The sequence below is a fragment of the Marinovum sp. J2-8 genome (assembly GCF_055808435.1).
Map to the genome: position 1 here is coordinate 1 of NZ_JBVVRZ010000001.1, position 24,986 is coordinate 24,986.

Below are 24,986 nucleotides of genomic sequence, written 5' to 3' on the forward strand. Positions count from 1 at the left end.
CGTTGATGATCGGCGCCCAAGCGTTCGGCAGCGCGTGTTTCACGATCACCTTCCAGGGCGGCGTGCCTTTCAGCCGGGCCATTTCGATATAGGGGGACGCCAAGAGATTGATGATTGCCGCCCGCGTCATCCGCATCATATGCGCCGTGACCACCAGAACCAGCGTCAGGGCAGGCAGGAAGGTCCGGTGCAGAAGTTCCGGGAATGTCATCCCCGAGCTCAGACTGGAAATCGCCGGGAACATGCTGGTTTTCACCGCGAGATACAGGATCAGGATGTAACCAAGAAAGAATTCCGGGCTGGAAATCGACGTCAGGGTCAGCACATTTGCCACCCGGTCAAACAGCGTGTTGCGCAACAGCGCCACGATAATGCCCAGCGTAATCGCAAAGGGAACAGCAATCACCGCCGCATAGGCCGCAAGGAACAACGTGTTGACAAATCGGTCGCCGATTATGTCGATCACACGGTCACCGCTGACCACTGATGTGCCGAAATCGCCGATAATTGCCCCGCCAAGCCATTCAAAATAACGCACAAACGCCGGTTTGTTCAAACCCATCTGTTCGCGCATGGCGGCGAGGGTTTCCTCGGTTGCGCCCTGGCCAAGAACCGCCTCGGCGATGTCGCCCGGCAAAAGTTCGACCATGAAAAAGATGATCACTGAAATAATCAGAAGCGTGATAAGGCCAAACCCCAGTCGCTTCAGAACCAGACCAAAGATGTCGCCCATCTTGTCCCTCTGTTGTTATCCCGCGCTGTATTCGGCGGGTTTTTGGGCCTTCCGGCCAAAGCGGCAGTCCGGGGGCAATTGCCCCCGAACCACCACGAAGTGTCGGCGTTAACCGTCGAACCACCAGCGGCTGGCGGCGCGACAGCCATCCATTTCCCAGCTGGCGGCAAGCTCGCCCGTGGTCTGGACGTTGGAACGGCGTCCATACACAAAGTTGCGGAAGAACGGGATGATCGTTCCGCCATCATCGCGGGCGATTTCCGCCATTTCACGATAGATTTCCGACCGCTTGCCATCGTCCAGCTCGCCTTTGCCCTGACGCAGCAGCACGTTGAACCGTTCGTTGATCCAGCGGCTTTCGTTCCAGGCGGCATCATCTTTGTAAGCCAGCGAATACATCACATCCGGTGTCGGACGTGCGCCCCATGCCACGGCACAGAACGGCTTTTTCAGCCAGACATCCGAATAATAGCCATCATTCGGCTCGCGGATGGCGTTGACCTTGATGCCCGCGGCCTTGGCCTGCTCTGCATAAAGAACGCACATGTCGACCGCGCCCGAGAACAGGGAATCTGCGGTCGAAACGCTGACCTCCAGCCCCTCTGCACCGGCTTCTTTCAGCAATGCCTTGGCCTTGTCCGGGTCATACGCCAACTGGTCGAGCCCTTCGGGATAATAGGGCTGGGCCAGGCGAATGGTGGAAATCATTGCCCGGAATGGCCGCGCCAAAGGCGATCTTCTCGACGATTTCATCGCGGTTCATGGCCAGTTTCAGCGCCATGCGGACCTTGACGTCGTCAAACGGCGCGGTGTCGCAATGCATCGGCATGGTGATCGCCGAGGCCGACGGCACATTGTCCACCAGAAGGTTCGGGTTGCGCTGCATCAGCGCCATGGTTTTCAGGTCAATCGCCGATACCGCGTCGACATCGCCGGTGACCAGCGCCGTTTGACGGGCGTTCGGGTCGTTGATCGCAATCATTTCGACCGTGTCGAAATAGGCGCCTTCCAGGTGCCAGCCATCGTGACGCTCAAGCTTGAAGCCCACACCGAATTCGCCGTCGACGATTTTATAGGGGCCACAGCCAATGCCGGATTCCCAATCAATGCCGTCTTCGGTCGCCGGCAGGATCGCCAGGTGATAATCGGTCATCAGCCAGGGCAGATCGGCATTCGGACCGGCCAGTTTAAAGACCACGGTCAGGTCATCGGTCTTGGTGATGTCGACAACATCCGCCAACAGCGCCTTGGCCGCCGAGGTCGACGCGTCGCCACGGTGGAAGTTCATCGAAGCAATGACGTCATCCGCCGTAACCTTGCTGCCATCGTGGAAGGTGACATTGTCACGCATCTTGAAGGTCCATTCCGATGCGTCTTCGGAACCCGACCAATCTTCGGCCACGTCGCCGCCCAATGTCTGATCGGTGTTGATCAGGGTCAGGAACGACCGGTGCGTGTGCGCAAGGAAAATCTGCTGCACCGACAAATAGGTGCCGGGGTTGTGGGTATCAGAGCTGTTGTTGTCGTGAATGGCCACACGGAAAGCGCCGCCGGATTTCGGCTGGGCTTTCGCCTCGGACGTCCAAAGCCCGGTGGCGGTCGCGGTGGTCAGACCCGCCGCAACGGAATGGCGCATGAACGCACGGCGTGACAAACGGCCAAGCCGAGCCTCGTTGGTCAGGCGGTCAATCAGGCCCAGATCCTTGGGTTTCGTCATTTGCTGTGTCTCCCTGTTTTCATTTTGTTGCCCGCACCCCGGTCAGGGAACGCGGGAATATCCATGTCATGATATGGCGCGCGGCCGCCGAACGGCCAGTCCATGTGATGCATTTGATCGATGTGCAGTCGGAAGGCCCGCGCCGCGCCGGAAGAATGTTCCCGGCTGCGCGCCAAACGCCGAAGCGTCGGGCGCGATACGCGCAGTCGATAAAGGCGCCTCGGCCAAACCGGTTTGAGAACCCGGCATCGTCTCGGTCATCTTGCCTCCTTGACCCAGTCACGGTTTGCAAAGCTGATATTTCTCCAACGGCGGTTACGCCGATTTGAAACCCGGCACACAAATGCGACACATCTATGGAAACAGAAACAGGCGCAGGTATCCACCCAAATTATCATTTTTATTGGCAAATTAACGGGAACGCCCCGGAATTTCAGCATTTTCGCGTGGTCTGTTTGCGACATCTGGGTTCAGATCGCGGCCTGAAATCCACCGAATCTGTTGATCATCAAAAGCCTTACCTAAGGTCAAATTGCGACGTTTCCGGCCCCAAATCCAATGAAAAGAAACCCCGTCAAAACCTTCTGGCGGGCGAAGTGGGCCGTTTTATGCCGACGCCCGGCGAATGATCTCAAACCCCAGATTCATGACCGGGGTTTCCGGGGTGTTGCCCGCCAAACGGGTCAAAAGCGCATCCGCCGCCGTATGGCCCAGACGCACCCGGTCGATCATCACCGTGGTCAGCGCCGGTTCCAGATCGCGGGCGAAATCCTGATCGCCCAGGCCCATCAGCGCCAGATCATCCGGCACCACAAGACCGCGGTGCCGGGCCTCGATCAGCGCACCATGCGCCAGCAAATCTGAACTACAGAACACTGCGCCGCCCTTCAGGCCATTTTGGTCGATCAAATGCGCCAGGGCGCGCCGCCCAGCGCCAATGCTGGCGGGGCCACCGGTGTTGGCGTCGGTCACTGCCGCGCCGGTCATTTCCTGAAATCTGGTGGCAAAGGCACCTTGGCGCCGCATTGCGCGTTCATCGCCGGCGGTGATGGTTGCCGCGGTTTTGTAACCTCGTTCCGCCAGATAGTGCGCAGCGGCCCGCCCGGCATCGACATGATTGAAACCAACGCACATGTCGATCGGGCTGTCGGTAACGTCCCAGACCTCAATCACCGGGATATTGGCCCCCAAAAGCATTCTGCGGGTCTCTGCGCTGTGATGAATTCCGGTCAAAAGCATCGCATCGGGACGACGTGACAGATGGGCGGCAATCAACCCCGCTTCGGCATCGGGATCAAACCCGGTTTCCGACAACAGGATCTGGTAACCATGGCCGCGCATCTGCGCCGAAAACGTGGCCGCGAACGAGGAATAGACGATATTGGTCAGCGACGGGATCAAGGCGGTGATCAGGTTCGACCGTTTCGACGCCAGCGCCCCCGCCAGCGCATTGGGCACGAATCCGTGACCTCTATCGCGTCACGAATGCGGCGCAGCGTATCCGGCGACACCTTGCCCGGATGCGACAGCGCACGCGACACCGTCACCTGCGACACGCCAGCCATGCGGCCAACCGCCGCCATTGTCACACGGGCCTTGCCGTTATCCGGGGGGCTATCCTTTTTCATCGGCAGCATAATCGACCCAAGTTCGGGGGCTTACAAGTCCCCATGCGGTGCCGGTTGCGGTGGACGTTTGCGCGCCATCACCACCGACCCGGCCAGCGAGCCAATAATCAGCAGCCACAACACAACCGCAATCCAGCTTTTGGTAAAGAAAATCGTCAGATCACCAAAGGATTCGACGCTTTTGACAAAATAGATCTCGGCGGACGGCCCCAGGATAAAGCCGATGATAAAGGGCGCGATTTCGATGCCGATCTTGGTTGCGACCCAGCCGAAGATACCAAAGATCAGCAAGGTCCAGACATCGAACATAATGCCATAATTGATAGTATAGGCGCCAATGACACACATCATCAGGATGATCGGAAACAGGATGTGTTTCGGGATCGTGACCACCAGGGCAAAATAGCGGATCGCGTAATACATCATTGCAAACATTGCCAGATTTGCCAGCATCATGGCGATGATCATCGCGTTCCAGGTGTCGGGATTGTTGCCGATGAACAGCGGGCCAACCTGTATCCCCTGAAGCGTGAAAGCCCCGATCAGAAGCGCCGTTGTGGCATCGCCGGGAATGCCAAGTGACAGAAGCGGCACCAACGCGCCACCGGTCAATCCATTGTTGCCGGCCTCTGATGCCATGATCCCAGCCGGTTCACCTTTGCCAAAGGTTTCGGGATGGGACGAAAACGTCTTGGCATTGGAATAGGCCAGGATCGAGGCCGCAGAACCGCCAACGCCCGGCAAGATGCCAACAAAGGTGCCGATGCCGGAAGACCGGATCAGATTGGTGAACTGGCCTTTGAAAATCGAAAAGCTGAAGCTCTTGGCGCCGCCGATTTTCACGTCATCGCGTGACTGGCCCTTGGGCACGCCGATTTCGGCCTGTTCCAGGATGGCGGCCAGCCCGAACAACCCGATCAGCACCGGCAACAGGGAAAACCCGCTGTCCAGCCAATATTCCGTGCCCGGCGGCACCAACCGCAGCTCGCCATTGCCGCCCTTTTGAATGGAATAGGTGCCAATCAGACTGACAAAGATGCCCAGAAAACCCGAAAAGATGCCCATCAGCATGTCGGACGACAGCGCCGCCATGACCGTCAGGGCAAACAGGATGATCAGGAATTTCTCGACATAGGAAAATGCGATGGCAAAATCCGCCAGGGCAGGCGCAAAGAAATAGAGCGCCACAAGGCTGACAATCCCGCCGACCAGTGACGCCACGATGCCGATACGCAGGGCCTTTTCGCCTTCGCCGCGTTTGGCCATTGGATAGCCATCGAATGTGGTGGTGATCGAACTGGGCGTGCCGGGAATACCCAACAGGATCGCGGGCACCAGCCCGCCTGAAATCCCGCCAACATAAAGCCCCAACAACAGCGCCAGCCCGTTTTCCAACCCCAGCGAATAGGTCAGCGGCAAACAGACCGCCACCGCCATGGTGGCCGTCATGCCGGGAATGGCGCCAAAAATGATGCCGATCAACGTGCCACCGACGGTCAGAAGCACAAACAGCGGCGTGATATTGGCCAGGAAATCCATGGGGGCACCTTTTAGGGAAGGGTAAGGAAGAAAAGCTCTGTAAAGAGATACCAGATCACCGTCGGCGCAATCAGCGCCACCACGATCAGGGGGCCAGGCCTGGCGCAAACCGCGATCATGCATGAACAACAATCCGGTCAGCAGCACATAGGGGATCGAACAGATCAAAAACCCCATGCCGGTATTGGGCCAGACATCCCCGACCGGCACCATCGCGATGAAATACACCAGTGTCAGCGCCAGAGCGCCCAGGAACCGCAGCCGGTCCATACGGTTGGCAATTTGCGCCAGATAGGCGCCACAATGGGCAATGCGGGCAAAGCGGGTCACCACAATGGCGCCGCCCAACAGCACCAGAATACAGGCGATCAACGTCGGAAAGACCAGATAAGAGGTCTCAAAATCAATGGTCACTTGGGTCATTGCATCCTCCGCCAGGGGTCGCAGGGCCCGACCCCAATGCGGGGTCGGACCGTATCAGATCAGGAACCGGTTGCGATTTCGGCAATCACCTTGCGATAGGTATCGCGCTTGTCCCCAAGATGCTGTTGCGCATCCGCCTGTGGCAAAAAGTTCGGGATAAAGAAGGATTCCTTCTGCCGCGCCTGAATTTCGCCCTTGGCAAAGATTTCGGTCAGGGCGGTGTCGATCTGGGCGGCAATCGCCGGATCCATATCTTTGTTGAACAAGAAGAAGAATTCCTTGTCGAAAGTGAAATCACCTTCGGCATCCACCGGCACCGAGGTCACCGGCGAGGCAAATTGCAACATGTCGTCGCGCGTGGTGCCGCCCATGCCGGCCTCTGGCGCCTGTTCCAGCGTCGCGGCGCGGGCCGTGATCCAGACAAATTTCATGGCCTTGGGATCGTCGGCCGGCAGTTGGGTGAATTGTTCATTGCCCTGAATAGAGCCGTTGATCACATCCGAAAGCCCATCCCACATGGTCTGGTTCTTGTCCGACTGACCGCCGGTATTGACCGCAACGATATTTTCTTCGGATCCGGGGCTGCGCAGCTTTGCCGCGTTTTTCATCGCGGAAAATCCGATTTCCGACACGCCGCCGGGCTGGATTGCGACGCGCACCCGCGTCCCCGCCTCTGCTGCGGCAAGGATGTCTTCCATCGTGTTATACGGCGAATTTGCAGGCACCAGATAGGCGTTGCCGGGGTTGATCGCGACGGTCGGGCCAACGTTGTAATCGGCAAATGGATCGGCATAGCCGGTCACGCCATAGAGGTTGCCAAGATAGGATTGATCGTGGAACACCATCAACGTGGTGCCGCGGCTGTCGCGATCCAATGCCTTGAACGCCGCAGAGGCACCAACCGCATCCACCTTGATATTGATCCCCAGATGCTCGGCCAATGCGTCCGCAACAATCGCCGAGTTCTGATATGTGTCGCCCCCGGTCGAGGTCGAGCCGATCACCATGCGCACATTGCGCGGCAATTCCTGAGCAGTGGCAGCAAACGGAGCGGCCAGCAAAGCAGCGGCGGCAAATCCGGCGAAAAGTGTTCTGCGTTGAATAGTCATGATGTCCTCCCGGTCGGGGTGAAGCCCCGGTTTTTGTCGGTCCGTATCTTCGGACCATGCGATGCATGCGCATACACAGACTTACATCATACCCAACAACATTCTGTCAACATCTTTGATTGGAGCAATAAACCGCAATAAATTCGCACCCTTGATCATTGACAGCCGTAAATGTATACGCAAACATAGAACAAGATAATTCAGACCCGAGGTTGGAGACCACAATGAAATCGCCCCCGCAAAACACCCGAGACATTGCGAAGCGCGCGCTGGTTTGGGCCGGATGATTTGCGCAGCTTTGGCCATCGGTCGCGGATGATGCAGCTGGGGTATTCCGAAGAAGAGTTCATGGGCAGGCCGATCATTGGCATCCTCAATACCTGGTCGGAACTGAACTCTTGTCACAGCCACTTTCCGGAACGGGTCAAGGATGTGAAACGCGGGATTTTGCAGGCCGGGGGATTTCCGGTCGAATTGCCGTCCCTTTCGGTGGATGAAAGCTTCTCCAAGCCGACCTCGATGCTGTATCGCAACATGCTGGCGATGGAGGTTGAGGAAAACATCCGCTCACATCCGCTGGACGGTGTGGTGCTGATGGGCGGCTGTGACAAATCCACCCCGGGGCTGGTGATGGGGGCCATCACCGCCGATGTGCCGATGATTTACCTGCCTGCCGGGCCAATGCTGCGCGGCAATTACGCGGGCAAGACGCTGGGCTCTGGCTCTGACGCGTGGAAATTCTGGGATGAGCGGCGCGCGGGCAATATTTCCGACGCCGAATGGGTCGGGGTGCAGGGTGGCATCGCGCGCTCGGCGGGAACCTGTATGACCATGGGCACGGCTTCGACCATGACGGCGATTGCCAACTCTCTCGGGCTGACCTTGCCGGGGGCCTCGTCGATCCCGGCGGCGGATTCCGGCCATCAACGCATGGGCGCCGACTGTGGCCGCCGCATTGTCGATATGGTCTGGGAGGATCTGACGCCCGAGGTGATCGTGACCGAAGCCGCCGTGCGCAATGCGGCAATCGTCGCCATGGCAACCGGTTGTTCGACCAATGCGGTGGTGCATCTGATCGCGATGGCACGCCGCGCCGGGGTGCAGTTGACGCTGGACGATCTGGATGCGCTGGGCCGGGTCACGCCGCTGATCGCCAATGTGCGGCCTTCGGGCAAAGACTATCTGATGGAAGATTTCTATTTCGCCGGCGGTTTGCGGGCGCTGATGAAGCAGATCGAGGATCGGCTGGACACAACCTGCATCACCGTGACGGGCAAAACCCTGGCCGAGAATTTGGAAGGCGCGGTTGTCTACAATGACGATGTGATCCGCCCGCTGTCCAATCCGGTCTACAAGGAAGGCTCGCTTGCGGTGCTGAAGGGCAATCTCTGCCCTTCGGGTGCGGTGATCAAACCGGCGGCCTGTGATCCGAAATATTATCAACACGAAGGCCCGGCGCTGGTCTTTGACAGCTATCCCGAGATGAAGGCGGCCATCGACGACGAGGATCTGGATGTAACGCCCGACACCGTATTGGTGCTGCGCAATGCCGGACCGCAGGGTGGACCGGGGATGCCGGAATGGGGCATGTTGCCGATCCCCAAGGCGCTGATCAAACAGGGTCACCGCGACATGTTGCGGATTTCCGATGCGCGGATGTCGGGCACGTCTTATGGTGCTTGCGTACTGCATGTCGCCCCCGAAAGCTTTGTTGGCGGGCCGCTGGCGCTGTTGAAAACAGGCGACATCGTGCGGCTGGATCTGGAAGGGCGGCGTTTGGACATGCTGGTCGACGAGACCGAAATCGCCGCGCGCCGCGCCGCATGGTCGCCGCCGGAACGTCGTTTCGAACGGGGCTGGGGCTGGATGTTCTCGCAGCATGTGGGTCAGGCCGACAGCGGATGTGACTTTGACTATTTGCAGCGCGACTTTGGTGCAGCAGCAGGCGAACCCGATATTTTCTGATGAAAAGGAGAGGCGCATGGCCCTCAATCTCGACACGGCCCTGCGGGGCATTTCCGGTATTCTTGTCACGCCTTATGATGATGCGGGCGACGTCGCGCCGCAAAAGCTGACCCCGATCATCGACCGCGCATTGGGGGCCGGGGTGCATATGCCCGTGGTGAATGGCAACACCGGCGAATTCTATGCCCTGACCACCGACGAAGCCATCACCATGGTGCGCGATGTTGCCGGTCTGATCAACGGGCGCGCGCCGCTTCTGGCCGGTGTCGGGCGCGGTGTGCGCGATGCCGTGCGTCTGGCCAAGGCCAGCGCCGATGCGGGTGCAACCGCCCTGATGATCCACCAGCCGCCCGACCCCTTTGTAAGCCCCCGTGGCACCGTCGATTACATCAAGGCGGTGTCGGATGCCGCCGGCCTGCCGCTTATGCTCTATCTGCGCAATGATGCCATCGGCACCAAAGGGATCGAGGCGCTCTGTGCCGTTGATGGCGTCAAGGGCGTGAAATGGGCCACGCCCAACCCCCTGAAACTGGCAGAGGCGATCAAGGCCTGCGATCCGTCGATTGTCTGGGTTGGCGGTCTGGCCGAGGTTTGGGCCCCGCCCCTCTATGCTGTCGGTGCGCGCGGCTTCACCTCTGGCTTGATCAACGTTTGGCCGGAACGGTCGGTCGCGATCCATGCGGCGCTGGATGCAGGCGATTATCCGACCGCCAACGCATTGATCGCAGAAATGCGCACATTCGAGGACATTCGCGCCGAGGAATTGAACGGCACCAATGTCACCGGCGTCAAAGCGGCATTGCTGGCGCAGGGTCTCGACTGTGGTCCGACGCGCCCGCCCTCGGCCTGGCCATTGACCGCGGCCCAACAGGCGCAACTTGATGGTTTCATGGCGGCGAATAACCTGATTTGATAGGCGCTGTTGCCTTTGGCAGGATCGGGAATGGGAAGATCACGACATGGACAAATACGAAATTATCGACCCGGTGTTTGACACCTATGTCATTGGCAACGCGCATCTGAAACAGCTCGCTACCGGATTTGACTGGGTCGAAGGCCCGGTCTGGTTCGGCGATGCGGACTGTCTTCTGTTTTCGGACATTCCCAACAATGTCATCCATCGCTGGAACCGGGAAACCGGGCTGTCGACCTATCGCAATCCGTCGAATTTTGCCAATGGCCACACCCGCGACCGGCAAGGGCGGCTGGTGTCCTGTGAACATGGCACGCGGCGGGTGACACGAACCGAATTCGACGGCACCATCACCGTGATTGCCGACAGCTTTCAGGGCAAGCGCCTGAATTCACCAAATGATGTCGTGGTCAAATCCGATGGCAGCATTTGGTTTACCGACCCGCATTACGGCATCATCTGCGATTACGAAGGCCATCGCGGAACCGAGGAACTGCCCTGCAACGTGTATCGCGTCGATCCCGACGCCGGCACAATGGATGCGGTGTTGACCGACTTTGACTGCCCCAATGGATTGGCGTTTTCACCGGATGAAAGCGTGCTTTACGTGGCGGATACCGGGCGCAGGTTCGATAAGGTGCGCACCCGACATATCCGCGCCTTTGCCGTGGAGGGCGATCGCGGCCTCAGCGGTGGCGATGTGTTCCACAAAGTGTCACCCGGGGCGGCGGATGGATTCCGGTTGGACGTGCACGGCAATATCTGGACCTCTGCCGCGGATGGCGTGCATTGCATTGCGCCCGACGGCAGGCTTCTGGGCAAGGTGTTTGTGCCAGAGCTGGTCTCGAACGTCTGTTTTGGCGGCCGCGCCAAACACCAGCTTTTCATCACCGCAACAACAAGCGTCTACATGATCGCGCTTGGGGTTTCGGGCGCCTAGACCTCGCCCAGACGTTCGTTGATTTCATCAATCTCGCGCAGGCGACTGCGCCCGTCCAACCCGGCCTGTACCGTCGCGCGTGTCACGATCTGATGGCAAAGCGAAAGCACAGAGGCATGGTTGAACTGCGGGCTTGAGGTTTCGATGCGGCACCGGAAATGCCAGCGCACGCGGTCGTCCAGATCACTGCCCTCGTCGGTGATCAGGGCGGTGGTGATCCCGCGCGCCTGCAATTCAGCCAGCGCGGCATCGGTGTTGGCCATACGGCGGCGCAATGCGATCCAGATCACCAGATCACCGGGCTGCATGGCGGCAAAGTGCTCTCCCAGACTTTCGCCCGCCTGGGGGATGACGGTGGCATCCGGCACCACCTTGACCAATTGCCAATACACGTAATCGGCGATGCTGCGGCTGATGCGATACCCCGCCAGCCAGACCTTGCGCGCCCCGACGATGGAATGCGCCAAATCATCCAGATCGGCGCTGTCGATACGTTCAAAGGTCCAGGCGATGTTTTGCAGCTCTTCCTGCATGCTGGCGGCGATTTGCTTTTCGGCGGAAATATCCTCGGCATGGGCCAGAAAGTGGCGTGACCCGTTCTGGCGCTCTTCCCGTGCTGCGCGCCGGGCCGTGTCGTAAGAGGCAAAGCCAATGCGACGCACAAACCGCGACACGGTTGCCTTGGACACACCGCTCAGCCGGGCCAGTTCCTGGGCATCGTAAGAGGCAAGATCGCCCGGGAAATCGAGCAGGAACATGCCCAGCTTGCGCTCTGCGCGATGCAGATCGGGCAAACAGCTGCGAATACGGGCCAAAAAGGTCGCGTCGTGGAACTCGGGTTTCATAGCGGCAATTTGCGCGACGGCGCGCGCGCGAACAAGCCGGAAGTGACGGTGATTCGCGTTTTCCAGCCTGCGGATGGCACAGTTCGGCGGATTTGCGGCGCAATTCCTGCCGGATTTCGTGCAATGATCGCAAAAATGCGCACAGGATTTACGCGAAACTAGAATTTCACATCTCGGATTCATGAAATCATGATTTCATTGCTAGGCGGAATCGCAAAGCTGTGGAACCTTGGTTTCATCAAGACATCAACAGGGAAACAGAACATGCAGCGCAGAACACTTCTTGCCACAACAGTCGCCGCTTTGGCGACACTGTCCATGCCGGTCCTGGCCGATACCAACTGGCCGGAGCGTCCGGTGCGGATACTGGTATCCTTTCCCCCCGGCGGGTCAAGCGATCTGGTGGCGCGGCTTTTGGGTGAAAAACTCTCGGCCAGCCTGGGTCAGCAATTTGTCGTCGAAAACAAACCCGGCGCTGCCGGCACCGTGGCGGCCTCTGCCCTGAAAGAGGCGGAATCGGACGGCTATACATTGATGTTGTCGAACCTGACGCCGTTCAACGTGGCGCCCATCCGGTTTCCCGACACGCCCTATGATGCAATCGCGGATTTTGACCATATCACCTATGTCGGCACCGTGCATCTTGGCCTGTTTGCCGCGCCGTCGATGGGGGTCAGCGACCTTGCGGGCCTGATTGACGCCGCCAAGGCCGATCCCGGCGCATATGAATACGGCAGTTCCGGCGTGGGGTCCTGGGGCCATATCATCGCTGAACAATTCCAAAACGTCAGCGACACAGAACTGTTCCACATCCCCTACAAAGGGTCCGGTCCGATGCGGCTGGATTTCCGGGGTGGCGTGGTGCCGTCGATCTTTGACGCGGTGCCCCAGAACCTGCCCGCCGTCGAAGAAGGCACAGCCATCCCTCTGGCGGTGACCGCGACCGAACGGCTAAGCTCGCTGCCGGATGTGCCGACATTCACCGAATTGGGCTATGACATCGTGGCCGAAAACTGGCTGGGGTTCAGCGCACCTGTCGGCGTGCCGGAAGACATCAAAACCAAACTGGACAGCGCCCTGACCGACGCAATGGCCCTGCCCGAGGTCAAGGCACAGTTTGACACCTGGGGTTTGGTCCGCGCGCCCAAGACAAGCGAAGCGTTTTCCGAATACGTCAGTGCCCAGCTCGACCAATGGACGCCCATGGTCAAAGCAGCGATGGAATGACCCAAGGCAAGGAGCAACCGATGAAAATCGCAGTTTTCTTCGTTGGAGAGGTGGATGACGCCGGTTTCAACGCCAGCGCCCTGATCGGTGCCAATGCCGCACGCGAGATGGCCGATATTTCGGTCATCTCGGATGTGCGCTATGATCAGGATGCAATCCGCGCCCGCCTGGCCGAGGTCGTACCACAGGTGGACGGCCTGATCTTTATCGGCGGACAGGGCAATATCGCCACCCCGGAAATCGCCGCGTCCTTTCCGGACAAACGGTTTGCTGTGGTACAGGGCCATAAAACGGCGGCAAATCTGGCCAGCTATGATGTGCGGCAGGAGGATTCAGCCTTTTTGGCCGGGGTTCTGGCGGCGCAACTGACCCGAACCGGCATTGTCGGGCATCTGTCCGGCCATCGGGTGCCGCCGGGGCTGAAGGGGCGGGCGGCCTTTGTTGCCGGCGTGGCCCACACAGACCCAAAGGTGCAGGTGCTGACCGGTTTCTGCGGCACCCAGGATGACAGCCGCATCACCCGCGATTGGGCAGCGGCAGAAATTGCCGCAGGTGCCGATATCATGTTTACCATGCTGAACGGCGCCCGCAGCGGGGCCATTGCCGCCTGCCGCGAGGGCGGCGCGCATCAGATTGGCAATGCGCTGGATTGGGTCACGGTCGACCCGGAGGTTTTTGTCGGCTCGGCAATTGCCCGCATCGACCTGGGCGTCACACGTGCGGTGGCCGATATGACCCGGCACATCACCCCGGAGCGCGTGATCCAATTCGGTCTGGCCGATGGCGAATTTGTCGACCTGTCGATGGGAGCCACGGTACCGGCGGAAGTGCGGGCAAAGATCGCCGCTGCCGCCGAAGACATTCGCACCGGTACAATTCACGTGCCAGAAAGCTATGATGGTCCGGAATTTCAGCCCGAGGGTCTGACATGCATAATGGAAAGCTGATCACCCATCTTGGGCCGCTGATCATGCTGGTGGCGGGGCTGACCTTTGCCTTTGGTGCCGTGGCCAGCCTTGATCTCGGCTCGTTCCGGCGCATGGGTCCGGGGGCCTTTCCGCTGCTTGTTGGTGCCCTTTTGGCGGTTTTGGCCGCCATTGGTTTGGTCCAGAACCTGCGTGCACCGATGGCCACCGAAAAGGCCGACCCGATTGCCGTGCTTGGCGTGGTGGCCGGCGTGTCGGCCTTTGCCTTCTTGACGCCATTACTTGGGGTTTTGCCGGCCACGGCGGTGGCGGTGTTTGCCACCGGATCGGCCATTCCGGGGTTTCGCTGGCCATTGCGCGCCGCCCTGGCGGTTGGGGTGGCGATTGGCGTCTGGTTGATTTTTGTCCGCGGGCTGGGCATGCCCTTTGTCGCGATCCGGGGGATCTAACACATGGAGATGTTTGCGAATCTCAGCCTTGGGCTGGCCACAGCGGCCACAATGACCAATCTGACCTATTGTTTTGTCGGTGTGTTCCTTGGCACCTTTATTGGCGTGTTGCCCGGCGTTGGCCCGCTTGCGGCGGTGGCGATGCTGTTGCCGATTTCATTCTATCTGGAACCGTCCACCGCATTGGTGATGCTGGCCGGGGTCTATTACGGTGCCGAATACGGCGGCTCGATCGCGTCGATCCTGTTGAACATTCCCGGCACCCCCTCGTCATCGGTCACCTGCATCGACGGCTATCCGATGGCGCAACAGGGGCGCGCCGGTGTTGCCCTTTTTGCCACCTCGGTCGCATCGTTTTTCGGGGCGATCTTTGGCGTGATTGTCATGGTGTTGCTGTCACCCCGGCTGGCGGAATTTGCGCTGCTGTTCCAGCCGGCGGAATATTTCTCTGTCATGGTGCTGGGTCTGATTGCGGCATCTATTGTCAGCTCCTCCGGTGTCTTGCGCGGGCTGATGATGGTCTGTCTTGGCATCCTGCTGGGCACGATCGGCGTGGATGTGAATAGCGGCGACACCCGGTTCACCGGCGGCATTGCCGAATTGCGCGACGGTGTATCGCTGGTCGTGGTGGCCATGGGGCTTTTCGGCATTTCCGAGGTCATGATATCGCTGCGCGGCGCCACCCAAAGCTATGCCGGCCAGACCCTGCGCGGGCGCGACATCTATCCCAGCTGGGGCGAATGGCGGCGCAGTTTTCTGCCGGCGCTGCGCGGGTCCACCATTGGCGCGTTTTTCGGCACCCTGCCCGGCACCGGTCAGACCGTGGCCAGCTTTGTCGGCTATGCTCTGGAAAAACGCGTCAGCCGCAACAAGGACAACTTTGGCAAAGGCGCAATCGAGGGGGTTGTCGTGCCGGAGGCGGCCAATAATGCCGCGGCACAGACCGCATTCATTCCAACCCTGACACTGGGCATTCCCGGATCAACCACCATGGCGCTGATGTTGGGCGCACTGATGATCCACGGCATTACGCCGGGGCCGCGATTGATTTCGGATCACCCGGACCTGTTCTGGGGGTTGGTTGTCAGCTTTCTGTTTGGCAATCTGTTCTTGCTGGTGCTGAACATCCCGTTGATCGGCCTCTGGGTGCGTCTGCTGCGGGTGCCGCATTACTATCTTTATCCCACGGTGATCATGATGATCTGTGTCGGGGTTTACGGCATTTCCAATTCGCTGACCGATGTATGGGCGACACTGGCCTTTGGCGTCATTGGCTATGTGCTGCGTCTGTTCCGGTTTGAACCGGCCCCGATGCTGATCGGGTTTGTCCTGGGACCAATGATGGAGGAATATTTCCGCCGCGCCATGTTGCTGTCGCGGGGCGATCCACTGGTCTTTCTCGAACGGCCCGGCAGCGCGGCATTGTTGGGGATTGGGGTTCTGGTGCTCTGTGCCACGGCATTTCCGGTCAAAAAGATCCTGACCAACCTGATCGCCCGCAAAGGCACAGCATAAGCCGCCTTTGCACTTGTCCGAAACTGCCAGCGGGCCGTATCAACGGCCCGCTGCTGTCGTTCTGGCACGCCCTTCGGCACGGGGTGCCGTCACTGGCTGAACGCAACCTGTGTCATGCTGCCGCCGGGGCCTCGCGCCAATTCGGGAACGGATCGGGCAATTTCGGCCAATCCTCGGCCTGTGCCATCTGGTCGTCATCCAGCAATGCCGCATCAAGGGCGGCAGTGATCTCTGGCTTGTTCATGCCGGACCCGATCAAAACCAATTCCTGTCTGCGATCCCCGAATGGCTCTGCCCAATGCCGCTCCAGATAGGCGATGGCCTCTGGATGGTTGGGGCGTCGGTCCTGGGGCACGCTTGCCCACCATTTGCCCAGCGGTCGTACCGAGCTTAGCGCGCCGGCCAGGGAAAATTCGGCCAACCAATCCGGCCGGGTCGCAATCCAGAAATGACCCTTTGCGCGAAGCACACCCGGCAACGCGCCATTCAGCACATCATGGATCTTTTGCGGGTGGAATGGCCGCCGTGCGCGATACACAAAGGACGAAACACCATATTCTTCGGTCTCTGGCACGTGATCCGCGAAACCATAGAGCTCCTTTGCCCAAAGGGGGTGTTCATGCGCGGTTTCAAAATCAAACAGGCCGGTGTCGAAAATCCGGTCCTGCGGGACAGCGCTATAGTCGGTTTCGACGATCTTTGCATCGGGGTTCAGCGCGGTAATGATCTTGCGCGCCGCATCCAACCGCTCTGCGCCGGCAATGCTGACCTTGTTCAGGACAACCACATCGGCAAATTCGATCTGATCCACCAGAAGATCAACCAGGGTCCGGTCGTCGGCATCGCCAACCTCCTGCCCCCGGTCTTTCAGGAAATCATGGCTGGCGTAATCCTTGAGAAGGTTCATTGTGTCCACAACCGTAACCATCGTATCCAACCGCGCCACATCCGACAGCCTCTGGCCCTCTTCGTCGCGGAAATCAAAGGTCGCCGCCACCGGCAGGGGCTCTGACACGCCGGAAGATTCAATCAACAGATAGTCAAATCGCCCCTCACCGGCGAGCCGCCGCACCTCAAGCAGCAGATCATCGCGCAGGGTACAACAGATACATCCATTCGACATTTCAACCAGTGTTTCATCGGTATGGCTCAGATCGGCACCGCCTTCGCGGATCAGATCGGCGTCGATGTTGACCTCGGACATGTCGTTCACGATCACAGCAACGCGCCGCCCTTCCCGGTTGTTCAGGACGCTGTTCAAAAGCGTGGTTTTGCCAGCACCAAGAAAGCCGGAAAGCACGGTGACAGGAAGGCGGGAATCTGCGTTTTCATGGGGAACAATCGCTCGTTTGATGGAAGTGGTGGTTGGGGCATGTCACCCGACATGTCCCGGTGCCCGGGCTCAATGCGCGCGCATCTCCGCCGAGATGTCAGCGCCGCTGAGGTCGGACGGATAATAGGTCGGCCAATTTGTCAGTTCTTCGAGCAAGGCCGCGCGATCATCACCCCAATAAAGATGATAATGATCCGACTTGGCCGGTGCGATGCGGTGATCGCTGAACTGAAAATACGCCGGCGCATCGGCATCGCCGCTGACCTTTGCAAACACATAGCGCACGCCCCGATTGCCCGAGTTATAGGTCAATACTTCGTAGCCGTCGTTTTTGTACCGGGCCTGAAGCGGCGCGCCGTTGCGAAAGAAGGTGGCGGTGTCGCCCTCGAAAAGGATGCGCTCTACATCGGTGGCATATCCGACCTCGTAATAGGCTTTGTATTCGGCGGCGGTGCGGTCGCCATGCGCCGCCTTGTCCGCCATCACATCATCCAATGATCCATCCAGCAAAAGTGGATAGACCGACTGCCAGTCACCGGCCCAATCCGACAAGTCACGCGGCTGGATTTGATCGTCATCAAATATGCCTTTGTAGATGTCTTCGGCGGAATGGCTGTGGGCGCTGTCGTGCGCCTTGCTGGATTTAGCGAACACCGCAGGGGTCAACGCGATCGACGCGCAAATGGCGATCACGCTGATATGTTTGGCCGATTTGAGTGGCATGGGGGATCTCCGGGTTATTGCGACCAGTGGGTCAATTTGATTCGGCATGTTATAACATAACAAATCGGAGCGTTACCCTATCACTCTGCCGCCAGCAACAGCGATATGGACGAAAACCAACAAGAGCCCCGGATGTCACGCCGCCAAATATTGAGAAGGGTCCTTAAAATCACGGAAACTGTGAAAGCGCTTTCACAGGCTATTTCATGCTCTTACCGCCAAATAGCCGTTTAAATTGTACGACTATGCACCAATGTTTGAAAATAGGCACTTAATCCTGTAAGCGTTCTCCAAGAAATGGAATCGGACAAGCCCCGTGGAAAAAGAGACCCCTGAAAGCCGCAAACAGGTCCGTATGCAGGATGTTGCCGCCGCCGCTGGCGTCTCACTCGCTTCGGTGTCGCGTGTGTTGCGCACCCCCGGCGCGGCGTCGCCGGACATCACGGCCCGTGTTCAGGAGGCCGTCAAACGACTGGGCTATGCCCCCAGCCCGATTGCCAGCTCAATGGCCGGCGCACAGTCGCCGATTGTCGGCGTGGTGGTGCCAACGCTGGCCAATGCGATTTTCAGCCAGTCGCTTCAGGCGATGTCGTCGGAATTGGAAACATCGGGCCTTCAGTTGATGATGGGCACCCATGACTATGACCCGCTGCGCGAAGAACAGGCCATTCAGGCCTTTTTGCGCTGGAACCCCGTGGCCCTGATTGTGACGGGAATTCATCACAGCCGCGATGCAATGCGCCTGCTTTTGGGGGCGAATTGCCCGGTCTACGAGATGTGGGATTACACCGACAGGCCGCTGGACAATGTCATTGGCTTCTCGATGGAGGGCGCGGGCCGCGCCGTGGCGCAGCATCTGATTGAAAAGCGGCGCCGCAACCTTGTCTTTGTCGGGCATCAACTGGCGCGTGATCCCCGCGCCCAGGTCCGTGCCGATGCCTTTATGGCGGTGGTCGCAGCCCAAGACGAGGTCACGGGGCGGGTGATGGAAGTGGGCGAACGCAACGCCGCCGCCGGTATGGCGATCATGCAGCAGATTTTGACAGAATTCCCCGATGTCGATGGCGTGGCCTTTTCCGGCGATGCCGTGGCGCTCGGCGGGCTGACCGCTGCGCAAGACATGGGTCGGCACGTGCCCGGGGATATTTCGGTCATTGGGTTCGGGGATCTTGATCCCACCGTGGCCAGCCGCCCGCCCCTGACAACCATTCGCCCCCCGCACGAAGAAATGGGCCGTCTGATCGCACAGAGCATCCTGCGCCGGGCCAAAACCCCGGACAGCGCCCCCCAGAAAATCAACCTTGGCTTTGAACTTATCGAACGGGGCAGCACCTGACCGTCCCGGCGGCCACAGAATCCTGCCTGTTCGGACCTTTGAAAAGGAACCTGTTGAATGACGATCTATGCACTTGGCGACATTGCGCCGCAAACCGCCGGTCCCGGCACCTATTGGGTCGCCCCGGGCGCGCATGTCATTGGGGACGTGCGGTTGGGGCGGGATGTTGGCATCTGGTTCGGGGCCGTCCTGCGCGGTGACAAGGAACCGCTGAGCATCGGCGACGGCACCAATATCCAGGAACACGCCATGATCCACGCCGATCCCGGTTTTCCGGCGATCATCGGCAAGGGCGTCACCGTCGGGCACCGCGCGATTGTGCATGGCTGTACCATCGGCGACGGCACCCTGATCGGTATGGGGGCGACCATCCTGAACGGTGCCAAAATCGGCAAAAACTGCCTGATCGGCGCGGGCGCTCTGGTGACCGAAGGCAAAGAGATCCCGGACGGCTCCCTCGTCATGGGATCGCCGGCCAAAGTCGTGCGCGCGCTTGGCGAAGAGGGGCTGGCCACGCTGCGCAAACCTGCCGACAACTACGTCAAGAACTGGAAACGTTTCGAAGCCGAAATGACCATTGTCGAATGACACCCGACCCGCTGCGCGCCTTTAATCCAGAAAGGCGCGCGCCTGCTGGCCCGTTTCAAAGATATGGGTGCGCGCGTCTGGAAAAACCTCGCCCAGTTTCATCCGCATGAAGGCCGATCCGGAGTATCGCGACACGGTGCCATAGTATTTCCCGGTCAGATCCGCGACCATGCGCGCCCAACCAGCCTCCAGCGTTTCATCAATCCGAAAGCCGTCATAGTTCACCACCACATCAACCCGCCGCCCAAACGCGGCGCAGGTTCTGGCCACCAATTCGCCGACCCGACGCACATCGCCCTCGCTTCTGACGCGCATCTTTTCAAAGTTGAGGAACAGCCGGTCGCGCCCCGCGTCCAGCGCCACCCGATCCGGCAAATCCAGATGCAGCAGGTTGGTGCGCAGATCCATTTCGCCCTCGGCAAAGATCCGGGCATCCATCTCCTGTACCTCATCCAGGTTCGGGGGCACATCCATCAGCGCAAGCACATGCCGGTCAATGTCGATACCCGGCGCCACTTCGATCAGCTTCAGCCCCTCGGTGGTCAGCTCGAACACACAGCGTTCGGTCACATAGAGCACTTTCTGCCCCAGCCGCGCCGCCCGCGCACCGGAAAATGTGATCTGTTCGACCGAAGACAGGAACTTGCGATGTGTGCCTTCCTGTTGAATATCGACACCTTGTTCGGAAATCCCGACCACCAGCCCCTTGGCGGTGAACGTTCCGGCAAAGACCAGCGCGCGGGCGTTCTGGCTGATATTGATAAATCCGCCCGCCCCGGCCAGTCGCGGCCCAAAGCGCGAGACATTGACGTTGCCGGTTTGGTCGGCCTGCGCCAGCCCAAGACAGGCCAGATCAAGCCCGCCGCCGTCGTAGAAATCAAACTGGTTGTTCTGGGGGATCACCGCATCGGTATTGACCGCCGCGCCAAAATCCAACCCCGAGGCCGGTTGCCCGCCGATCACCCCCGGCTCTGCCGTCAGGGTCAGATGGTCCAGCAACCCCTCTTCGGCAGCGACACAGGCCACGCCTTCGGGCATGCCAATCCCAAGATTGACCACCCCGTTGATCGGCAATTCAAAGGCACAGCGCCGGGCAATGATCTTGCGCGCATCCAGTGGCATCGGCGGCATTTCCCCTTCGGGCGGGCGGATGCGATTGGTAAAGGCCTGACTGAATGCGGTGGCATAGGTCTGGACGTGGTTTTCCGGTTTCGACACCACAACGGCATCGACAAAAATTCCGGGAATATGCACCTCGCGCGCGGCAAGTGTGCGTGCACGGGCGACGCGTTCGACCTGAACGATGACCACGCCGCCGGAATTCTTGACCGCCATCGCCTGCGCCAGATTGTCGATGGTCAGCGCCTCGCGCTCCATCGTGATATTGCCCGCTTCATCCGCCGTGGTGCCGCGCAACAACGCCACACTCAGCCGTTGCGCCGGATAAAACAGCACATCTTCGCCGCCGATCTGCATCAATTCGACCTGCGGTGCGGTCGAAATATCGTTGATCGCGCCGCCACCCAGACGCGGATCAACAAAGGTCTCCAACCCCACCTTGGACAGCATCCCCGGCTTGCCCGCCGCAATGTCGCGATACAGCTGGCTGATGCAGCCCTGCGGCAGGTTCCAGCCCTCGATCTTGCCCGATACGGCCAGCGCCGCGACCTTGGGGATCAACCCCCAATGGCCGCCAATCACCCGTTTCAGCAAACCTTGGTGGCCCAGCCGGTTCAGGCCCCGATCCTTGCCATCGCCCTGCCCTGCGGCAAACACAAGGCTCAAGTCACGTGGATGGCCTGTGTCCAAAAAACGTGTCTCAACCGCGGCCAGCAATTCATCCGGCACCCCGATGCCGACGAATCCCGAGGTCGTGACAACATCACCATCCTTGACCAATGCAGCGGCCTCTGCCGCGGATACGATTTTGTTGCGCATACTCATGTCTAGGCCGCCGTCCAGCCGCCATCAACCGGCAGGGCGACTCCGGTGATGTTTTCCGCGACATCGGAACACAGAAACAGCGCAACCCCGGCAAGCTGCTCTACGGTGACGAATTTCTTGGTCCATTGCGCCGCCAACAACACGTCGCGCTTGACCTCTTCTTCGGTCATGCCGCGCGCCTTGGCGGTGTCGGGGATCTGCGACTCGACCAGGGGCGTCAGGACATAGCCGGGGCAGATCGCATTGCAGGTAATGCCGTCCTGCGCGACCTCCAAGGCGACGGTCTTGGTCAGACCGACAACCCCGTGTTTCGCGGTGACATAGGCGGATTTGAACGGCGACGCCACCAGCCCATGCGCCGAGGCGATATTGATGATCCGCCCCCAACCTGCTGATTTCATATGCGGAACCGCCGCACGCACCACATGAAATGCCGAATTCATGTTGATGTCGATGATCATATCCCAACGCTCCTTGGGGAAGTCTTCGACCGGTGACACGGTTTGAACACCGGCATTGTTGACCACAATATCAACCCTGCCGAATTCGGCGGCGGCGGTGGTGACCATCGCCTCGATCTGGTCCGGCCTTGTCATATCGGCACCGTCATAGATCACGCGACCGGCGCCAAGGCCGTCCAATTCCCGCCGCGTGGCCTCTATTTCCGCTGCATCGCCAAAACCGTTCAGCACGACATGTGCCCCGGCGGCTGCGAAACCCCGTGCCAGCCCCAGACCAATTCCCGACGTTGATCCGGTCACGATTGCGGTTTTTCCGTTCATATCCGTCATAGATTTCTCCAAGGCTGGCGTTTCGATGTTAGAGTATGGTCGCTTCTGTTGCGGCGCGCAGGTCTGCTTCTGTGACGCCATCGGCGCATTCGACGATTTTAAGCCCACCTTCGACCACGTCCAGCACGCCGAGGTTGGTGATGATCCGGTCCACGACGCTGCGCCCGGTCAGCGGCAGGGTGCAGGCCTTCAACACTTTGGAATCGCCATGTTTGTTCTGGTGGTCCATCACCACGATCACCCGGCCGACACCGGCCACAAGATCCATCGCGCCGCCCATGCCTTTGACCAGCTTGCCGGGAATCATCCAATTCGCCAGGTCGCCGTTTTCCGCCACTTCCATCGCGCCCAGGATCGCGGCTGCGATCTTGCCGCCGCGGATCATGCCAAAGCTGGTGGCGCTGTCGAAATAGGACGTCCGCGCCAGTTCGGTGATCGTCTGCTTGCCCGCATTGATCAGGTCGGGGTCTTCTTCGCCCTCGAACGGGAAGGGGCCCATGCCCAGCATGCCGTTTTCCGATTGCAGGGTGATGTCCTTGTCGCCGACGTAGTTCGCCACCAGCGTCGGAATGCCGATGCCAAGGTTCACATACATGCCGTCTTCGAGTTCCTGTGCGGCGCGCGCCGCCATCTGATTACGATCCCAAGGCATCAGGCTTCCTCCCTTTTTTGTTGGTCGACGCACGGGCATGAAAACCGGTTCCCACTTTTCATTGTGCTTCCTCCCTTTTCCGAACTGTCCGTTGTTCGATGCGTTTTTCGTGGTCGCCCTGAATGATCCGGTGCACGTAGATGCCCGGCAGGTGGATGTGATCGGGGTCAAGGCTGCCGCGCGGCACGATTTCCTCGACCTCAACCACACAGATCTTGCCACACATCGCGGCAGGCGGGTTGAAATTGCGCGCGGTCTTGCGGAACACCAGATTGCCGGTGTCGTCGGCCTTCCACGCCTTGACGATCGACAGGTCGGCAAAAATGCCTTCCTCGAGGATGTAATCCTGACCGTTCCAGTTTTTGACTTCCTTGCCCTCGGCAATCACCGTGCCAACGCCGGTTTTGGTGTAAAACCCCGGAATGCCACAGCCGCCGGCCCGCATACGCTCGGCCAAAGTGCCCTGAGGATTGAATTCCAGTTCCAGCTCGCCCGACAGATATTGCCGCATGAATTCAGCATTTTCGCCGACATAAGACGACATCATCTTCTTGATCTGACGCGTATCGAGCAGCTTGCCCAGACCAAAACCATCCACGCCGCAATTGTTCGACGCCACGGTCAGATCCTTGACCCCGCTTTCCACCAGCGCGTCGATCAACAACTCGGGAATACCGCAAAGCCCGAAACCACCCGCCGCAATCAACATGCCGTCATGCAACACGCCCTCCAGCGCCTGCTGTGGTGTCTCAAAAATTTTGTTCATGAAGATCCTTTCGTACCGCCCCGCCGTAACCGGGCGACAAGTTGGGGTTTGACCCTTGGCCACAGCTCCGGCCAAAGGATCGTGAAAGGGTCAGCGCGACCCCCGCTTCGCCCGGCGCGCCGACAATTTCATGCCGTGTTGTGCCGCAACGCGAATAGTTATATATGTCTTTATGTTTTCGGCTTTTGAAAGGTCCGCTACCGTGTCTCTCCGTTCCATGCGCCGGGCCCATGTGCCCCTGCACGTCGAAGTTGCCTCGCTTTTGCGCAACCGTATCCGCAACGGCGAGCTGAAGAGCGGCGACAAACTTCCGACGCTCAAGGAGCTGGCCGAGGTCTTTGGCGTCACCAGCCTGACCGTGCGCGAAGCGATGAATGCGCTGGACGCCGAAGGATTGATCGAGCGGACATCCGGGCGCGGCACCTTTGTCAAACAGGTCGATATTCTGCCGCGCCGGGTGTTTTCGGTAAAATCGGATCTCAGCCAGCTTTTGGGCGGCGACAAACCCTTGGAGGTGGACCTGAACACCGACGCCGCGCCGCTGGACGATGTCATCCTTGATGGCGTCACCTTCAAACGGCTGAAACGGCGGCACCAATTGGGCGGCAAACCGTTCTGCATGTTGGATGTGCATCTCAAGAAAGACATCTATGAAAGCGCTCCTGAAAAGTTTGAGTTAGAATTGATTGTCCGGGCGTTCAAGGAACTGGGCATTACGCTTGGCTCGGCGACGCAAACGGTGGCACTGGCCTCGGCGGATCTGGAAATGGCCGAAGGATTGCAGGTCGAAGTGAACTCTCCGGTGTTCAAGGTCGTGCGCAAGGTCAAGGATGACGCCGATCAGCTGATCTATTTTGGCGATCTGATCTATCCGGGAGAGGCGCTGGAATTTCGCATCGACTTTCTCGGATAGTCAGACCGCCA

General features: G+C 59.4%; 24 protein-coding genes and 1 pseudogene. 11 read left to right on the forward strand and 14 right to left on the reverse strand.

The genetic code is table 11. The features are described 5' to 3' along the window. The 3 genes from AC0L4F_RS00005 to AC0L4F_RS00015 form a co-directional block, all read right to left on the reverse strand. Positions 1 to 733, reverse strand: a 733-nt coding sequence (locus tag AC0L4F_RS00005) for an ABC transporter permease (protein WP_244683743.1), incomplete at its 3' end; no start/stop codon positions are given. 108 nt (positions 734 to 841) lie between these two features. Continuing rightward, positions 842 to 1,441: an ABC transporter substrate-binding protein gene (locus tag AC0L4F_RS00010; RefSeq protein ID WP_244683745.1), complete on the reverse strand. Its 600-nt coding sequence runs from the start codon at positions 1,439 to 1,441 to the stop codon at positions 842 to 844. Beyond that, positions 1,377 to 2,450, reverse strand: coding sequence for an ABC transporter substrate-binding protein (locus tag AC0L4F_RS00015; protein ID WP_244683747.1), 1,074 nt, complete (start codon positions 2,448 to 2,450; stop codon positions 1,377 to 1,379). The genes AC0L4F_RS00010 and AC0L4F_RS00015 overlap by 65 nt, the downstream gene beginning before the upstream one ends. 356 nt (positions 2,451 to 2,806) lie before the next feature. On the opposite strand from AC0L4F_RS00015, the gene AC0L4F_RS00020 reads away from it, so the two are divergent. Further along, positions 2,807 to 3,079, forward strand: a complete 273-nt coding sequence (locus AC0L4F_RS00020) for a hypothetical protein (RefSeq protein ID WP_244683749.1) — start codon at positions 2,807 to 2,809, stop codon at positions 3,077 to 3,079. On the opposite strand, the gene AC0L4F_RS00025 is transcribed toward AC0L4F_RS00020, so the two are convergent. Genes AC0L4F_RS00025 through AC0L4F_RS00040 form a run of 4 tightly spaced genes read right to left on the reverse strand, consistent with a single transcriptional unit; the run spans position 3,057 to position 7,149 of the window. Further along, entirely contained in the window at positions 3,057 to 3,908 is an 852-nt protein-coding gene (locus tag AC0L4F_RS00025; RefSeq protein ID WP_244683752.1) for a substrate-binding domain-containing protein, read from the reverse strand. The two genes, AC0L4F_RS00020 and AC0L4F_RS00025, sit on opposite strands and share 23 nt — an antisense overlap. Then, a complete protein-coding gene (locus tag AC0L4F_RS00030) occupies positions 3,860 to 4,087 on the reverse strand; it encodes a LacI family DNA-binding transcriptional regulator (RefSeq protein ID WP_244683754.1) in 228 nt (75 codons plus the stop codon). The genes AC0L4F_RS00025 and AC0L4F_RS00030 overlap by 49 nt, the downstream gene beginning before the upstream one ends. 21 nt (positions 4,088 to 4,108) lie before the next feature. Next, the gene (locus tag AC0L4F_RS00035) at positions 4,109 to 6,040 is read right to left on the reverse strand and encodes a tripartite tricarboxylate transporter permease (protein WP_244683756.1); all 1,932 of its coding nucleotides are present in this window, start codon (positions 6,038 to 6,040) and stop codon (positions 4,109 to 4,111) included. A 59-nt stretch (positions 6,041 to 6,099) separates the two neighbouring features. Next, positions 6,100 to 7,149 carry a type 2 periplasmic-binding domain-containing protein gene (locus AC0L4F_RS00040; protein ID WP_244683758.1) on the reverse strand — a complete coding sequence of 350 codons (1,050 nt, stop codon included), beginning with the start codon at positions 7,147 to 7,149 and terminating at the stop codon, positions 6,100 to 6,102. A gap of 240 nt (positions 7,150 to 7,389) precedes the next feature. On the opposite strand from AC0L4F_RS00040, the pseudogene araD reads away from it, so the two are divergent. The 3 genes and pseudogenes from araD to AC0L4F_RS00055 all read left to right on the forward strand — a co-directional run. Beyond that, positions 7,390 to 9,114: pseudogene (gene araD, locus AC0L4F_RS00045) on the forward strand (L-arabinonate dehydratase); the annotation flags it as partial. 16 nt (positions 9,115 to 9,130) lie between these two features. After that, positions 9,131 to 10,027, forward strand: coding sequence for a dihydrodipicolinate synthase family protein (locus AC0L4F_RS00050; RefSeq protein ID WP_244683762.1), 897 nt, complete (start codon positions 9,131 to 9,133; stop codon positions 10,025 to 10,027). A 46-nt stretch (positions 10,028 to 10,073) separates the two neighbouring features. Further along, positions 10,074 to 10,967, forward strand: a complete 894-nt coding sequence (locus tag AC0L4F_RS00055) for an SMP-30/gluconolactonase/LRE family protein (protein WP_244683764.1) — start codon at positions 10,074 to 10,076, stop codon at positions 10,965 to 10,967. On the opposite strand, the gene AC0L4F_RS00060 is transcribed toward AC0L4F_RS00055, so the two are convergent. Beyond that, positions 10,964 to 11,812 (reverse strand): MurR/RpiR family transcriptional regulator, encoded by an 849-nt coding sequence (locus tag AC0L4F_RS00060; RefSeq protein WP_244683766.1) that lies wholly within the window; start codon positions 11,810 to 11,812, stop codon positions 10,964 to 10,966. The two genes, AC0L4F_RS00055 and AC0L4F_RS00060, sit on opposite strands and share 4 nt — an antisense overlap. Positions 11,813 to 12,076: 264 nt before the next feature. Here AC0L4F_RS00060 and AC0L4F_RS00065 point away from each other — a divergent pair, with 264 nt between their 5' ends. The 4 genes from AC0L4F_RS00065 to AC0L4F_RS00080 are packed head-to-tail and all read left to right on the forward strand — an operon-like array spanning position 12,077 to position 15,929. Beyond that, positions 12,077 to 13,039, forward strand: a complete 963-nt coding sequence (locus AC0L4F_RS00065; protein ID WP_244683768.1) for a Bug family tripartite tricarboxylate transporter substrate binding protein — start codon at positions 12,077 to 12,079, stop codon at positions 13,037 to 13,039. Positions 13,040 to 13,059: 20 nt separating this feature from the next. Next, positions 13,060 to 13,986, forward strand: coding sequence for a BMP family lipoprotein (locus AC0L4F_RS00070; RefSeq protein WP_244683771.1), 927 nt, complete (start codon positions 13,060 to 13,062; stop codon positions 13,984 to 13,986). Next, positions 13,968 to 14,414 carry a tripartite tricarboxylate transporter TctB family protein gene (locus AC0L4F_RS00075; protein WP_244683773.1) on the forward strand — a complete coding sequence of 149 codons (447 nt, stop codon included), beginning with the start codon at positions 13,968 to 13,970 and terminating at the stop codon, positions 14,412 to 14,414. The genes AC0L4F_RS00070 and AC0L4F_RS00075 overlap by 19 nt, the downstream gene beginning before the upstream one ends. Before the next feature lie 3 nt (positions 14,415 to 14,417). Then, on the forward strand, positions 14,418 to 15,929 hold the full coding sequence (locus tag AC0L4F_RS00080) for a tripartite tricarboxylate transporter permease (RefSeq protein ID WP_244683775.1): 1,512 nt from the start codon (positions 14,418 to 14,420) through the stop codon (positions 15,927 to 15,929). Between the two features lie 112 nt (positions 15,930 to 16,041). Here AC0L4F_RS00080 and AC0L4F_RS00085 read toward each other — a convergent pair whose 3' ends face one another. Continuing rightward, on the reverse strand, positions 16,042 to 17,271 hold the full coding sequence (locus AC0L4F_RS00085) for a GTP-binding protein (RefSeq protein ID WP_244686271.1): 1,230 nt from the start codon (positions 17,269 to 17,271) through the stop codon (positions 16,042 to 16,044). Positions 17,272 to 17,331: 60 nt separating this feature from the next. Further along, positions 17,332 to 17,985 carry a ZinT family metal-binding protein gene (locus AC0L4F_RS00090; RefSeq protein ID WP_244683778.1) on the reverse strand — a complete coding sequence of 218 codons (654 nt, stop codon included), beginning with the start codon at positions 17,983 to 17,985 and terminating at the stop codon, positions 17,332 to 17,334. 316 nt (positions 17,986 to 18,301) lie between these two features. Here AC0L4F_RS00090 and AC0L4F_RS00095 point away from each other — a divergent pair, with 316 nt between their 5' ends. Continuing rightward, positions 18,302 to 19,321: a LacI family DNA-binding transcriptional regulator gene (locus AC0L4F_RS00095; protein ID WP_244683780.1), complete on the forward strand. Its 1,020-nt coding sequence runs from the start codon at positions 18,302 to 18,304 to the stop codon at positions 19,319 to 19,321. 57 nt (positions 19,322 to 19,378) lie between these two features. After that, complete coding sequence (locus AC0L4F_RS00100; protein WP_244683782.1) at positions 19,379 to 19,909, forward strand: gamma carbonic anhydrase family protein; 531 nt, start codon at positions 19,379 to 19,381, stop codon at positions 19,907 to 19,909. 21 nt (positions 19,910 to 19,930) lie between these two features. Here AC0L4F_RS00100 and AC0L4F_RS00105 read toward each other — a convergent pair whose 3' ends face one another. From AC0L4F_RS00105 to AC0L4F_RS00120, 4 genes are read right to left on the reverse strand one after another with little or no spacing between them, the layout of a single operon-like run. Further along, positions 19,931 to 21,853 carry an acyl CoA:acetate/3-ketoacid CoA transferase gene (locus tag AC0L4F_RS00105; protein ID WP_244683784.1) on the reverse strand — a complete coding sequence of 641 codons (1,923 nt, stop codon included), beginning with the start codon at positions 21,851 to 21,853 and terminating at the stop codon, positions 19,931 to 19,933. Positions 21,854 to 21,855: 2 nt separating this feature from the next. After that, positions 21,856 to 22,644 carry a 3-hydroxybutyrate dehydrogenase gene (locus AC0L4F_RS00110; RefSeq protein WP_244683787.1) on the reverse strand — a complete coding sequence of 263 codons (789 nt, stop codon included), beginning with the start codon at positions 22,642 to 22,644 and terminating at the stop codon, positions 21,856 to 21,858. Between the two features lie 28 nt (positions 22,645 to 22,672). Further along, positions 22,673 to 23,296: a CoA transferase subunit B gene (locus tag AC0L4F_RS00115; RefSeq protein WP_244683789.1), complete on the reverse strand. Its 624-nt coding sequence runs from the start codon at positions 23,294 to 23,296 to the stop codon at positions 22,673 to 22,675. A gap of 58 nt (positions 23,297 to 23,354) precedes the next feature. Further along, positions 23,355 to 24,062, reverse strand: coding sequence for a CoA transferase subunit A (locus AC0L4F_RS00120; protein ID WP_244683792.1), 708 nt, complete (start codon positions 24,060 to 24,062; stop codon positions 23,355 to 23,357). A 202-nt stretch (positions 24,063 to 24,264) separates the two neighbouring features. On the opposite strand from AC0L4F_RS00120, the gene AC0L4F_RS00125 reads away from it, so the two are divergent. Next, the gene (locus AC0L4F_RS00125; RefSeq protein ID WP_244683794.1) at positions 24,265 to 24,975 is read left to right on the forward strand and encodes a GntR family transcriptional regulator; all 711 of its coding nucleotides are present in this window, start codon (positions 24,265 to 24,267) and stop codon (positions 24,973 to 24,975) included. Positions 24,976 to 24,986 lie beyond the last annotated feature (11 nt).